General features: G+C 56.3%; 10 protein-coding genes. 5 read left to right on the top strand and 5 right to left on the bottom strand.

Going from position 1 to position 13,158, the window contains the following annotated elements:
- Positions 1–44: 44 nt before the first annotated feature.
- Complete coding sequence (locus Poly41_RS07205; RefSeq protein ID WP_146525246.1) at positions 45–1,982, bottom strand: c-type cytochrome domain-containing protein; 1,938 nt, start codon at positions 1,980–1,982, stop codon at positions 45–47.
- A 341-nt stretch (positions 1,983–2,323) separates the two neighbouring features.
- On the opposite strand from Poly41_RS07205, the gene Poly41_RS07200 reads away from it, so the two are divergent.
- Both Poly41_RS07200 and Poly41_RS07195 read left to right on the top strand, forming a co-directional pair.
- Positions 2,324–3,757 (top strand): sigma-54-dependent transcriptional regulator, encoded by a 1,434-nt coding sequence (locus Poly41_RS07200; RefSeq protein ID WP_146525245.1) that lies wholly within the window; start codon positions 2,324–2,326, stop codon positions 3,755–3,757.
- A gap of 260 nt (positions 3,758–4,017) precedes the next feature.
- A complete protein-coding gene (locus Poly41_RS07195) occupies positions 4,018–4,557 on the top strand; it encodes a hypothetical protein (protein ID WP_146525244.1) in 540 nt (179 codons plus the stop codon).
- A gap of 54 nt (positions 4,558–4,611) precedes the next feature.
- Here the strand turns inward: Poly41_RS07195 and Poly41_RS07190 are convergent, their stop codons facing one another.
- The 4 genes from Poly41_RS07190 to Poly41_RS07175 all read right to left on the bottom strand — a co-directional run bounded on the left by Poly41_RS07190 (position 4,612) and on the right by Poly41_RS07175 (position 8,254).
- Positions 4,612–5,187 carry an adenine phosphoribosyltransferase gene (locus Poly41_RS07190; RefSeq protein ID WP_146525243.1) on the bottom strand — a complete coding sequence of 192 codons (576 nt, stop codon included), beginning with the start codon at positions 5,185–5,187 and terminating at the stop codon, positions 4,612–4,614.
- A gap of 103 nt (positions 5,188–5,290) precedes the next feature.
- On the bottom strand, positions 5,291–5,767 hold the full coding sequence (locus Poly41_RS07185; protein WP_146525242.1) for a hypothetical protein: 477 nt from the start codon (positions 5,765–5,767) through the stop codon (positions 5,291–5,293).
- Positions 5,768–5,885: 118 nt separating this feature from the next.
- Positions 5,886–6,674, bottom strand: coding sequence for an NTP transferase domain-containing protein (locus Poly41_RS07180; protein WP_146525241.1), 789 nt, complete (start codon positions 6,672–6,674; stop codon positions 5,886–5,888).
- 98 nt (positions 6,675–6,772) lie between these two features.
- Complete coding sequence (locus Poly41_RS07175; RefSeq protein WP_146525240.1) at positions 6,773–8,254, bottom strand: bifunctional folylpolyglutamate synthase/dihydrofolate synthase; 1,482 nt, start codon at positions 8,252–8,254, stop codon at positions 6,773–6,775.
- A 203-nt stretch (positions 8,255–8,457) separates the two neighbouring features.
- Between Poly41_RS07175 and Poly41_RS07170 the strand changes: the two genes are divergently transcribed.
- The 3 genes from Poly41_RS07170 to Poly41_RS07160 are packed head-to-tail and all read left to right on the top strand — an operon-like array spanning position 8,458 to position 13,120.
- Positions 8,458–9,486, top strand: a complete 1,029-nt coding sequence (locus tag Poly41_RS07170) for an ABC transporter ATP-binding protein (protein WP_146525239.1) — start codon at positions 8,458–8,460, stop codon at positions 9,484–9,486.
- Positions 9,483–11,378, top strand: a complete 1,896-nt coding sequence (locus Poly41_RS07165) for an ABC transporter permease (RefSeq protein ID WP_146525238.1) — start codon at positions 9,483–9,485, stop codon at positions 11,376–11,378. The genes Poly41_RS07170 and Poly41_RS07165 overlap by 4 nt, the downstream gene beginning before the upstream one ends.
- The gene (locus tag Poly41_RS07160; RefSeq protein ID WP_197231135.1) at positions 11,375–13,120 is read left to right on the top strand and encodes an IRE (iron responsive element); all 1,746 of its coding nucleotides are present in this window, start codon (positions 11,375–11,377) and stop codon (positions 13,118–13,120) included. The genes Poly41_RS07165 and Poly41_RS07160 overlap by 4 nt, the downstream gene beginning before the upstream one ends.
- The last annotated feature ends 38 nt before the right edge of the window (positions 13,121–13,158 follow it).

The raw sequence follows: 13,158 nt of genomic DNA, 5'->3' as shown, positions 1-13,158 counted from the left end.
CGTTGCTGAACCCTAACGTTGCTGAACCCTAACGTTGCTGAACCCTAGCGTTTGACCCATGCCAACCAAGCCGTAACGTATTCAGCCGGCGTTGTGTTGGCGGCTTTAAGGAACGCCTGTTCGAAGGGGGTGCCGGTATCAAGCATCCTCAACAGCGAATCAAAGTTCTTGCGTCTCGTCCGGTCCATCATCGTTGACGTGATCGCTGCGCCAATCCGATCGGTCTGCTCCGGTTTGAGTTGCTGCTCAAGAAACTGCTTTGCGTTCTCCATCGCAGCCACGGCGGCGATCGTTTCTTGCTGCTGACGCTGCAGCGTCGCGCGATCGACCTTCCCTGCGTTTGCCAAGGCGACGTTCGTTCCCACCCCCTCGGCAAACCATCGAGGAATGTCGCTTCCGCGAGTGGCGACGGCGAGCGAGACCAATGGCGCAGTCAGCCGCGATGCGACGGTTTGATCGTCATCATCGTCTGCGGCGACAACGACCACGTACGCCCCCAGCCCATCAAACTTCCAATGGCGATTCCAATCCGCTGGCACATCCCGTTGCTCGATCATTTTGCAGAACTCGCTGTAATCGTAACGACGCGGCATCACAAAAATCGTTGCCCGGCCATGGTAATAGTCTTCGCCTTTTCCACCGGGAACGATGGTCTTGGTCAGCTTCCACTGCTGTTCGGCCAGCTTTGCCACCCACTCGATCGTTTTGTCGGAAGCGTTTCCAGTCACCAAAAAGTGTTCTGTTTCGGTTTGCGGCGGTGCCTCTTGTGCAGCGTCAATGAGTTGCAGATCCCGCCGACTTTGTTGTTTTCGTTTCTCGCTCACTTGTGTGGCCGTCGCGTTAGCCACCCAGGCCAATTGACTCATCACTTCAAGCGGTTGCCCCGCATCGGCTGCATCCAGTCGAGCGCCTTCATCGATCCAAGTCGAGATCATCTCAATCGCTTGATCGGCAAGCGGCGGTCGGCCTCCCGCTGGCATTCGGTCGCCCGACATTCCTCGCAGCTTTTGAATCAACAAGCTGTCTGCGGCGTTACCAGGAACAAGGATCGGCCCACTATCGCCGCCCCGCATCAATTGCGCGAACGTGTCGAGGGACAAGCCGCCGCGTGTTTGCATGGCATCAAGGTGACATCCTTTACAAGACTCGACCAACAACGGCGCAACCTCGGCAGCAAAACGGACGGTCTCCTCTCCGGTCGCCCGTTTGATTTCAAGCGTTGGTTGTTGCGGCGATGGCGATCCGGATGCAAGCGAACTCAGCGGAGTATTGGGGTCGTCGCCATCGAACTTGGCCCCCAACGCAATCCAATCCTTCAACGTTTGCAGCTCCTCGGCGGGAAGGCTTTGCCCGCTCGGCGGCATCGATCCCGATTCAATGTTCTCGATCAAGACGCTGTTGGGAACGTCTCCAGCGAACACGACGACACCCGCTGGCGATCCTTTTATCAACGTCGCGTAGGTGCTCATGCTGAAATCACCGCGAGATCCCGTCACATGACATCGGCCACAGTGTCGGATTAGGATCGGAGCGACTTGCCCGATAAAGCTGATGGGGCCGGTGGTGACGGTGGCGGTCGGGGGCGACGGCGCAACCGGCTTTGCAGGGAGTGGATTGGCGACGCTCGTTTGAATCGTGTCCGTCGATGGCGACGGCCACACAAACGGCGGCATCGAGGCTCCTTCGAGTTCCAATATGAGATGGGCCGTTCGTAGCCGTTTGATGATCGGATCGAGCGAGTCGATCATCACTTGCGAGCCCTCTTGAGTTGCCGCGTCCAATTCGTCAAGCGCGACGCGCATGGCATCCGCGGCCGCCTTGAGGTTTCCCGCCTGGTAATGCCTTCCCGCTTCACCAAGCGATTCATTGATCGCGATCGCCATCTTTCTTTGTTGCGGAGTGAGCCCGGATTCTTGGCCCTTTACCGAATCGCAGCAACAACTCAGCGAAAGAAGGAATAACAGAAACAAGAAAAGACGCATGAGCTACCGTTTCCAATGTGAAGAGAAGATGACTTGATTTTACACCAATCGAGTCCTCGGGTTGCTGGCGTTTCCGGCTGCCCGTCCTTGATTGCTAAGTGTCTTCCAGAAAACAAGTTACAGTCCATTCGGCGAGGCTGGACCTGGCTGCGGTGTGGTCGCTGGCCAGCCGCGAACCGGCCGCTTTTTTTGACCGCTGCCTAGTTGTGACCTAAATAACCATGGTGTTTACACCCATTCGCGACTCACCCGAGTGGGTTTTTGCTCCGAGTTCATCGACGAAGGTCCATCTCCTTGGCCTCCCGATTCCATCCCGAACCACCCCTGCACCGCAGTTACCCATGACGAGCGCAGCATCGATTCTGTTGGTCGACGACGACTTTCATCTAGCCGACTCGATGGCCATGTGGCTTCGTGAAATGGGGTATGAAGTGGTCACCGCGGAATCACTCGGTACAGCAAAATCGAGTTTGCGTAAACGCTCATTTGATCTCGTGATCACCGATTTGCGGTTGGGGCACGAGGACGGTTTTGACCTGATCGCGTACTCACGAAAAGAGCATCCCGACACGTCGGTGTTGGTGGTGACGGGCTATGCAACACCCGCTACAGCGGTCGAGGCGGTGCGAGCGGGTGCCTACGATCTGCTCACCAAGCCATTGATTGATGAAGAACTCACGTTGGCCATCGAGCGATCGGTCCACCAACGCAAAATTTCGCAAGAAAACGAAACGCTGCGGCAACAGCTCGACCGACGCAGTGGAATGGAGAACATTCTCAGCCACGACTACCGAATGTTGAAGGTTTTTGATGTCGTGGACTCGGTTGCGGACGCGCGTGCATCGGTCTTGATCACGGGCGAGAATGGCACCGGGAAAAGCATGATCGCCCGCGCGATTCACTCTCGCAGTGCCCGTCGTAGCGGTCCGTTCATCGAAGTCGCTTGCGGAGCCTTACCAGACAACCTGCTCGAAAGTGAACTGTTTGGGCATGTGGCAGGCGCGTTTACGGGAGCGACCGGAAATCGTCTGGGAAAGTTTCAATTGGCCGACGGTGGAACGCTGTTCCTTGATGAGATTGCAACCGCCACCCCCGCAATGCAAGTCAAATTGCTGCGTGTTTTGCAGGAGTTTCAGTTCGAGCCTCTTGGCGGGTCCGAGACTCACAGCGTTGACACGCGTGTCATCTTGGCGACGAACGAAGACTTGTCCAAAGCGGTCGCCAGTGGGGCGTTTCGTCAAGATTTGTATTACCGTGTGAATGTCGTCAACATCGTGATCCCGCCGCTGCGCGAACGCGTGGGAGACATTCCCTTGTTGGTCGACCACTTTTTGCGTGAAGCGGCTGAAGCAAGTGATCGTGACATCGATGGATTTGACCGTGAAGCCATCGCGGCACTGCAATCGTATGGTTGGCCAGGCAACGTGCGTCAACTGGAAAATGTTGTCGAGCGAGCAGTGCTGCTCAGTCGCAATTCGACGTTGACGATGGAGGATCTGCCACCGGAATTGACGGGGCGAAACGGGGATGTGACCTTTGCCAGCTCTGCGATCGACTCGGCGTCTTCTCCGACACGCTCGCTAAGCGATCTCAGTGGCAGAAGTCTTCGTGAAGCCCTGGAGGGTCCCGAGCGGATCATCATTCTGCAATCGCTTCGGGAGCATCAATGGAATCGTGCAGCCACGGCCGAAGCACTCGATATCAATCGCACGACACTCTACAAGAAGATGAAACGTCTTGGGCTTGATGACCCACGATTGCAATACGCTTCTTAAGATTCGCCGAGTCGCATCGTTCAGGCCGAGGGCGGTACTGGTTTGCGACGCAGCCCCGCTACATTCGCTACAGTCGTTGCGGACACCCGAGTTCGGTTCTTTTTTCTAATTCGAAAAACCGAGTTTTTTTGCTTCGCTTGATTTATCGGGTAGGGTTCACTGGAGAGTCATACCGCGGGGGAAGCTGCTGTGACTCACCTCTTTTCGTTCTATTACCAAGACAATCCATTGCCCCGCATACGATGGAAGACTTTTCTCCGATGAATCTTGCTACCGATACACAGGCCGAATCGAGTTACGTCGAAGGTCAGCAACGCTTTTTCCGTTGTCCCGTTCAAGAATCCGATGGGCACGCCATCATTCGAATCGGGCGGCGAAAGATCAAGGCCATTGTCCAGGAAACGTCGATTGAAGGATTCACGGTCACCGTCAAACCGAAGCATGCCGCTCGCATCCAAGTCGGTGGACCCTGGGAACTCAACTACGACGGCGCTCGAATCGAAGTTCATCCACAATGGATCTTCAATTCGCCCGATGGACATGTCCAGCTGGGACTGAGGCGTTTGCGAGATCTGACCAAGCCGGAACCGATTCGGTCGTCCTGGTTGGTCCGCTTCGGTGGCGGCCGGTTCGATGACCCCAGCAATGCGGCAGTCGCGTTTGGCGGATTCGTGTTGGCCCTGTTCGCCGTTTTGGCCTCACCTGGACTCGGCGAAAAACTGGGCACTTCGAGTCGTATTCAATCAACCTTCCAGTGGTTGGCCTCAGGCGTGAGTCACCAAATGGACCAGTGGTTTTGAGCAAGGCCGGTGGTGCGGAGCCAGCCGTGGGCCCCCCTCAGGGAACGCTTGATTCTACGCCAGCGGCCCCGGTGGCTCGTTCTGGGCACTCAACTCCACTTCGTTATCATCTTGGTCATACCGAAGCACCGAGTGAACCAAGTAGGGGTTCAGCCTCGCTTCGCCCCCGAGTTGAACCAAATGGATCAGGAACGAGCAGCCGACGATCTCGGCGTCGCACTGTTCCAGCAATCGGCAGCAAGCCTCCATGGTCCCCCCCGTGGCCAAGAGGTCGTCGACAATCAACACGCGTTGGCCCGGCTTGATTCCATCGACGTGAATCTGGAGTTCATCGGAGCCGTATTCCAACTCGTAGGCAAACGAGTGCAGGTCGAACGGCAATTTTCCCGGTTTTCGGATCGGTACGAATCCGGCCCCCAGTCGAATCGCGAGTGGCGCGGCAAAGATGAACCCGCGAGCTTCTGCCGAGGCAACAATGTCGATCTTGTGATCAAGAAACGGCTCGGCCATCGCTTCGACTGCGCCGCGGAGTGCTGCCGGGGCGGCCAACATCGGCGTGATGTCTCGAAACAGAATCCCCGGCTTGGGGTAGTCGGGGATATCACGAACGTAGTGTCGTAAATCTAGCATGGCTCATGGCTGCAGGAGGAAGGGAAAGGCAAACGAACGCTGTGCAGGTTCGCATCGGAATAGCCTAAGTTACCCGGCGGCTGGATGCAAAGGAGTCCGCGATTCACCACTCCGGGGCGTTCATCGTCAAATTCGCTTGCGGCTCCCTCGACGACGCTCGGATATCGTCGAGATCCAAATCCCTCAACTGCTGCTGCTTTTCTTTTCTCAGCGATTCGCCCTCATCTCCGTCCGGATCCGAATCCTGCGACGAATCGGAGTCGGCTTCATCGAGCGATGGATCCTCGCCATCGATCCCCTCCTCAGGGTCATTTTTGCGTTTTGCTCGTTCTAACTCGTCCGGGTCCAAGGGCGTGTCGCGGTCGACCAATTGTGCGTTCCTCGCTCCGGCGGGATCGAAAAGACTGCCCACTCGGCCGTCCTCTCGTCGCGTCCGCTCCCAAGCCCCACCATAGGCGGGGTAGGCAAGATCTTCACAATCCGCGCAGATGCGGCAGCCTAGCGAAGGCAAAAATCCCAGCATCAGGCATCCGAGAAAAAGAATTCGAAATCGCTTGGCGAAATACGGCGATGCATCCATGACACGGGGGGTCCGAATGAGGGAGAGACGAACGCGCAAACAAAAAACCGATGACCCGTCTGCGGGCATCGGTTTGTATCGGTCATGGGAACTGGATGCTTGAGGTAAACTTTGCTGATTAGGAGGGGTCTTCAGTGTTGCGGCTTTCCATCGAGGACCGCAAACTTTCGTTCGAGGTGACGATCTCTGCCAACCGCTGCCACGCCGAATCGTCATTGATCACGGTGTCACATAACAATTCCGCGTCATCCCAATCAAGTTCGTCTTGGACTGCAAATCGCAAATCCTTGCGATCCAATTGACTCGGAAGTGGCACAAATTTCAGTTGATAGACGCCAGGCGAATTCTCAAGCCACGACGCAATCGACGCGGAATCGTCCGCTGGCAAGCGGTCGGCGTTCCGTCGAAGTCGTCGCAAGGCATCCGCATGGCAGGCTTCCCCTACCAGCCCCAAACGATCGACGCACCCCGCATCCCCCGTGCTCGAGGCATAACCGAGGTAGTCGCAATGATCAGCCGCGAACGCCTTGGCAAGCAATTGATCAACCAAGACAGGATCAACAAACGGTTGGTTGCAGGGAACGCGGAGCACCCAATCGGCATGGCAGTGGTCTGCTGCCGCACTCAATCGTTCGCACACGTGACAGGATCCCAAATTCAACGACCCAATACCGGCAACACCGCCGATTCCCGCGATGCCCGAGGTCAACACCTCCGACGGCATGTTGGACCCGACCACCATTACCTGGTCGACCAGTTGGCATTCGCTCAACCGGCGAGCCATCCGAAGGACAAGCGGTTGGCCGGCAAGGCTCCGCTGAGAAAACCGAGCCAGCGTCGCTTGGGCGGCCGGTTGTGCAAAATCGCCAAGATCGATCACGGCCACTGCAGTCAATTGTTTCGGCATTGCGATTCCTCCTCCGCTGCCAAGGGGCGACGCGCTCTCACTCTATCCATTGTGTGCAATCGAAGGTGGGTTCGTCTAGCCAAAAAGCGACTACCAGCTCAGGATTTTGATTTCCCTTGAAGCCAGGATCGTGTTTCGGCAGCCAAAAAGAAGGAGCCACAAATCACCACGGCACCGCCCGGCGTGGCTTTGGCCAGTCCCACTTCGCAGGCCTCGATGGGATCTTCCAAGACGGTGATGGATTCGAGCCCTGATTTCCCGATCCGGGATTCGTCGACCATTGCTCGCAACTTGCTTGGCTCCCGATAGCGAGGGTTACCGACATACCGCGTCAGGATGAGGTGAGTCGCCAAAGGGGATAACCAATCAAGCATGGTCTGCGCATCTTTGTCGCGGCTGGTTGCAAAAACGACCGTGATCGGGCGGGTCGCCAAACGCGGCTTTAAGGTTTGCACAAGCGCATCGATTGAATCGGGATTGTGCGCCGCGTCCAAGATGGCAACAACGTCTTGCCTCAGTGTGAAGCGTTCGATCCTCGCCTCACAGGTGAGGTTCCCCAGGCCACGGGAAACGGCATCGTTGCTGACCGGCAACCCCTGGGCATTCAACAAGTCGACAATTGCCACGGCGACTGCTGCGTTGTTCGCTTGGTGGTCACCTTCGAGTGCCAACGGGGCTTGATGGTTTGGTCTCAACGGTGGCGTTCGGCCACGGTATTGAAACTGGCTCCCCCAATCGGGGCGAGGGGTCGCGTCGCAATCAAAATCGCGGCCATATTGAAAAAGTGGCAAATCCATGCCTGCCGCTTTGCGGTGAACCGTTTGGACCGCCTCGGGGCGAGAAACCGCCGAAACCACGGGAACCGACGGTTTCATGATGCCTGCCTTTTCGCTTGCAATTTCAGCAATCGTGTTGCCCAGCACGTGCTGATGGTCCAGCCCGATACTGGTGATCGCCGTGACCGAAGAGGCAAACACGTTGGTGCTGTCTAGCCGTCCGCCGAGGCCCGTTTCGAGAACGATGGCGTCACAGGATTGCAAGTGAAAATGCAAAACGGCGATCGCGGTGGTGAGTTCAAAGAAAGTGGGCGCTAATTCGCTGTCGCAATCCATCGCCGTCGCCACTGACCGGATTCGGTCAACCAATTGCACCAAATCTACTTGCCGACACGGCAGCGAATCGATCCGGAACCGCTCTTCCAAGGCTGTCAAATGAGGCGACGTGTAGAGTCCCGTTCGGTAGCCGGCTGCCGATAACATGGCGGCCACCATCGACGCGGTCGACCCTTTTCCCTTCGTTCCGGCGATGTGGACCAAGGGCTTGGGGGGGGGCGTCGAAGAGGAAGAGTCGGACGCCAAATAGGCTTCCAGCCCCAGCCGGCGGATCAAGTCCCGCATTCGACGCAGCCGAAACGGGTAGTTTGCACCCTGCGAGGGTGCCCCTTCGTAATTGATTCGGTCGTAGAGGAACCGCAACGACGCCTGGTGGGCCGACGGGTCTCCGGGGCTGGCGGCTTGGGGCGAGTCCGGCCGGGTCGATCCGTTCGTAAAAGGGGTCGATTCGTTTGCAGAAGAGGTCAACGGGTTCGCTTGCCAAGCCGAAGAGTGAGCGACAGTAAGACGTCCTTTTTAGGCTGCCGAGCAAAGGCTTTGCAATTGCCCTAGGTCGCGAAAAGGGTCCGGTCGACAAAAAAACGAACCCTTTCTGAAATGATGCCGTAACGTAAAAACCTATAAATTTCATGGTTCTTGTTCCCACTTCTCTACAACGGAAGCGTTTGCTCGTGGATACCGATGCTACTGCGGTCGCTGATCCTGCCAGCCCCGCCGCCCAAACCCATTCTGCGGACACCGATTCGGGGGTGGTGATCGAAACCCGAAACCTCAGCAAGATCTTTCGTGACTTTTGGGGGCGAAAGAAGGTCCACGCCCTGAAGTCGCTCGACATCGAGGTTCGTCCAGGCGAGATTTTCGGGCTGCTCGGCCCAAACGGCTCGGGCAAATCGACCACGATCAAGTTGATTCTTGGGCTGCTGTTCCCTTCCAGCGGTCGGGTGCTGGTCTTCGACAAAGACGCCTCGGAAACGAGCAAGAACGAGCGAATTGGTTACTTGCCCGAAGAATCGTACCTGTACAAGTTTCTGACCGCCGAAGAAACGCTCGATTTCTATGGCAGGTTGTTCGACATGTCGGGTGCAGACCGCCGCCGCCGGGTCGACGAATTGATTCAATTGGTTGGGCTGCAAGGCGCCAAGCACCGTCAGCTTCGCGAATACAGTAAGGGAATGACCCGGCGTGTTGGATTGGCTCAGGCGCTGATCAATGACCCCGATTTGATTCTGCTCGACGAGCCGACCACGGGACTTGATCCGATCGGAACTCGAGAGATGAAGGACTTGATTTTGGCGCTGCGTGATCAAGGCAAGACGGTTTTGTTGTGTAGCCACCAACTGGCCGATGTTCAGGACGTTTGCGATCGAGTCGCGATATTGCACCAAGGGGAATTGAAGGAACTCGGTCGCGTTTCCGACTTGCTGAAAGTTCAAGACGTGACGGAAGTGCACGCTCGCGGGGTCACGGACGCCGCCAAGGCTGAAATCGCTGAAGTGATTCGTCGTCATGGCGGCACGGTCGATTCGATCGACAATCCCACCGCGACGATGGAGGATTTGTTTCTCAATATCGTTCGCGAAAGTGAAGCCCGGCCTGGGGCACGGCGTGTCTCGGCGGATGCGGCGAACGCCGCTGCAAGCGATTCGCCGAACGCCGACCGTGCATCGAGCGAAGGTGATTCGGAGGGTGCCGGTCAATGACGCTGCAACCCGATGATTTTTGGTCCTTCTACGAGTGGTTGATGCGGCCTGATGCGTTTTTGGAAAGTGCGCTGTTGCAAGGGGTCGTGCTGTTCGTCCTGGCAATCGTACTCGGATTGATCGGCGGCTACATCATTTCTGCCGCCCGGTATGGACCGAGTGAAGGTTTCTATGCGGTCGCACGCGTCGTTCGTGACTTGGTGCGATTCGATCTGCCAGGCACATCGGCACGCCGTGTCCTTGCCCTTGCGAGATTGGCGTTCAAAGAAGCGATTCGCCGCAGAGTTTTGTTTGTGGTCGGTCTGTTCGTGGTCGGATTGTTGTTGGCCGGTTGGTACTTGAATCCCGAAAGCGACGATCCCGCACGTCTCTACATCAGCTTTGTTTTGACGGCGACCAACTACTTGATTCTTGCACTGGCATTGTTCATCAGCGCCTTTTCGTTGCCGGCGGATATCAAAAGTAAAACGATCTACACGATTGTCACCAAGCCTGTGCGGCCTACGGAAATCGTACTCGGACGGATGCTCGGTTTTGTGGGTGTCGGAACGATGATTTTGATCCCGATGGGGTTGGCTAGCTACTTGTTTGTCACGCGCGGGATTCGGCACACTCACCTGGAAGTGGCTGACGTCGAAGAACTCAGCAGCGGGCGACTCGAAGGGGAAACCGATTTTCGCAACGGTCACAGTCATGGCTTTACCATCGATCCCGGTACGGGTGGCCTCGGTTTGACCGACATGGTTCGCGGCCATCGTCATGTGGTCACCCATCGCGAGGACGGTACGTTTTCGATCGGGCCGGTCACCGGTGCCCTTCGCGCTCGGATCCCTTCCTATGGGGAAATTCAATTTTACGATCGCCAAGGTGATGAGCAGGATGCCGGGATCGACGTTGGAAACGAAAAGGTTCAAGAAGGCTATGGCAGCGCGGGGATTTCGCGTTTGGTCGGGGTCACCAAAGGTCCTCGGCGAGCCGAGCATGGTTACGTCGAAGGTGGCACGCTCGGCGTGGCGGAGTTCACGTTTCATGACGTGACGCCCGCTCGCTATCTCGATGGGTTGCCGTTGGATATGTCGATTCGAGCCTATCGGAGCTTCAAAGGGGACATCGTCACGGGCATTCGTGGCTCGATCACGATGAAGCATCCGCAAAAGTCGATCAGCAGTAACCCGATTACGTTCATCGTTGACGAATACACTGTCGATGAGAAGCTGTTGCCGCTTTCGATCGAAGGCACCGATGGTAACGAAACGCGAATGCTTAACGTCTTTGAGGATTTGGTCGACGAGAATGGGGATTTGATGATTCAAATTCGCTGTCTCGATAGCGGCCAATATCTTGGAGTGACCAAGAGTGGCGTGTACTTGCGAGCCGGTGAGAACAGCTTTGCCTGGAACCTGACCAAAGCCTACATTTCGATCTGGCTTCAAATGACGATGGTGACCGCATTTGGCGTGATGTTCAGCACCTTTTTGAGCGGTCCGGTGGCGATGGTTGCCACGTTTGTCTGCGTGCTGTTGGGATTCTCGGCCGAACAGGTCTACGACACGCGTTTCTATATCGACTCGGGGGTCGACCGCGGTGGCGGGCCGATCGAATCGATGGTGCGGCTGCTGAAACAGGACGCGATGACCACCCAGTTGGACGTCGACGCTTTGGCTGGCAAAGTGATTCAAACCGCAGACGCCGGTATCGTCTACACCCTCGATGCGATCGCAACCGCACTGCCGAACTTGCCAAAAATGGTGGGGACGGCCGAGTATGCGGCCAGTGGGTTCGACATTTTCGGAGCATTGTTGGCACGCCACGCGGCCGCCACGCTCGGGTATTGCATTTTGGCCTTCATGGTCAGCTACTTCTTCCTGAAATCGCGTGAGATCGCGGCATGAATCTATCAGCACTTAGTCGAAAGCTTATTTACCTCGTTGTCTTGTTGGCAATGCTGGTTCCACTCTACATGCTCGGGCAGCCCAGTGGTGGCGTCGGGGATTCCGGTGGCCAGCTTTCCGAGATGCGTGACAAATTCAACATCGCCGAAAGTGATCTCGGTGAAATCAGTCCCGCTAGCGAAACGATGAAGCTCGCCTCGCTCGGGATGCGAGGGGTTGCCGCCACGTTGTTGTGGGAAAAGGCCCATGATTATAAAGTCCAGCACGAATGGGACCGTTTGAAAGCGGTTTTAAACCAAATTGCGCTGCTTCAACCTCACTTTGACAAGGTTTGGGAGCACCAAGCGCATAACTTAGCCTACAACGTTTCGACCGAGTTCGATGATTATCGACAACGTTACGAAATGGTCCGTGAAGGAACGGAGTTCTTGACCAAAGGCGTGCGGCAAAATCGCAACGCACCACGGTTGGTCTGGTACACCGGTTGGTTCTATGGGTCCAAGATGGGAATGGCGGATGAGAAGACGCAGTTCCGCAAACTGTTCTCCGAAGACGAGGTTTTGCATCAAGCGTTGATGGAAGAAGGCATTGCCGTTGATAGTCCGGAAGCGCGTGGTCCCTATTTCAAGCCTGATAACTGGTTGGTGGGTCGATTGTGGCTGTTTCATGGCTACGACCTCGTCGATTCGGGCGTCAAGATTCGCCGTCAAACCCCGTTGAACTTCTTCGAAACCGGCCCAAAGTGGCGGATCAAGCATGCTGAAGCGATCGAAGACGAAGGCGTCCTCGATGATCGGGCCCAGAACGCTTGGCAAATGGCTGCCGATGGTTGGAAAGAGTTCGGAGAGCGAAGCGTTCCAACGACCGCCGCATTTACGATCAAACTCGGCCAACTCGACGAATTGACTCGCTTGAAGGCACTGCGGCTCGAAGAGTTCCGCAAATTGACCGGTGACGAATTGCCTGGCATCGAACAACAGTACCTTCCCAAATACATGGGCTATGCCAAGCAGGCCGATTCCGATGTTCGGATGCGAGCGATCGAACTCGCCGGGGAAATCGAAGATTTGGATCTACGGATCAATAAGACGGAAGGTTATCGCAAGCAGATCAATTACCAATATTGGGATACGTTGGCACAGGCCGAACAAGAAGAGCGAACGGTCAAAGCACGACAGTTGATTTATGACGCAGAGAAGGCGAATGAAGCTGCGGAGCTTGATAAGGCGATTGCACTCTACGAGGAAGCCTTCGCGATTTGGGCCGAAATCTTTGACGACTACCCGATCTTAACCGTGGATGATTCCGCTCAAGATTTGGTGCAATCGATTCGCCGTTACTCGGTTGCGATCGACAGCGAAGAGTTTCCCGATGATTTTCCGCTGGCTGCCTTTGTCGAGATGATGGGCAACTACGACCAAGTTTCTTCGGAAATCTACGAAGATATTCGCTACACGCAAAAGGAAAAGATCGAAGAACGCAAACGCGAACTCGAAGAAGAGGAACGTCAACGAGAACGTGAGGCCGCCGAAGCGATGGAGCGAGAAAGGAAGGCCAAGGAGGAAGCGAAAGCGGCCGCCGCAGCGGCGAAGGCAGCCGAAATGGAGGCAACGGCCGAGGAGGACGAACCGGCAACGGCCGAGGACAGCGAAGAAGCTGCGGAAAGTGAATCCGCCCCAGACGGCGACGACGGTGGCGAGAAGGGTGATGTGAAGATCGAACCAGAGCCTACCGCCGAGTAGGATGGTTCGTGTTCGCTGGCTTTCCGCTTTGAGTTGCA

This window comes from Novipirellula artificiosorum (assembly GCF_007860135.1).
Classification (GTDB): Bacteria; Planctomycetota; Planctomycetia; order Pirellulales; family Pirellulaceae; genus Novipirellula_A; species Novipirellula_A artificiosorum.
This window is presented reverse-complemented; position numbering and strand designations above follow the sequence as displayed.

Coding starts and splice junctions, on each gene's coding strand:
- Poly41_RS07185 (WP_146525242.1), bottom strand. CDS start 5,767: ATGGATGCATCGCCGTATTTCGCCAAGCGATTTCGAATTCTTTTTCTC.
- Poly41_RS07195 (WP_146525244.1), top strand. CDS start 4,018: ATGAATCTTGCTACCGATACACAGGCCGAATCGAGTTACGTCGAAGGT.
- Poly41_RS07180 (WP_146525241.1), bottom strand. CDS start 6,674: ATGCCGAAACAATTGACTGCAGTGGCCGTGATCGATCTTGGCGATTTT.
- Poly41_RS07205 (WP_146525246.1), bottom strand. CDS start 1,982: ATGCGTCTTTTCTTGTTTCTGTTATTCCTTCTTTCGCTGAGTTGTTGC.
- Poly41_RS07160 (WP_197231135.1), top strand. CDS start 11,375: ATGAATCTATCAGCACTTAGTCGAAAGCTTATTTACCTCGTTGTCTTG.
- Poly41_RS07200 (WP_146525245.1), top strand. CDS start 2,324: ATGACGAGCGCAGCATCGATTCTGTTGGTCGACGACGACTTTCATCTA.
- Poly41_RS07190 (WP_146525243.1), bottom strand. CDS start 5,187: ATGCTAGATTTACGACACTACGTTCGTGATATCCCCGACTACCCCAAG.
- Poly41_RS07165 (WP_146525238.1), top strand. CDS start 9,483: ATGACGCTGCAACCCGATGATTTTTGGTCCTTCTACGAGTGGTTGATG.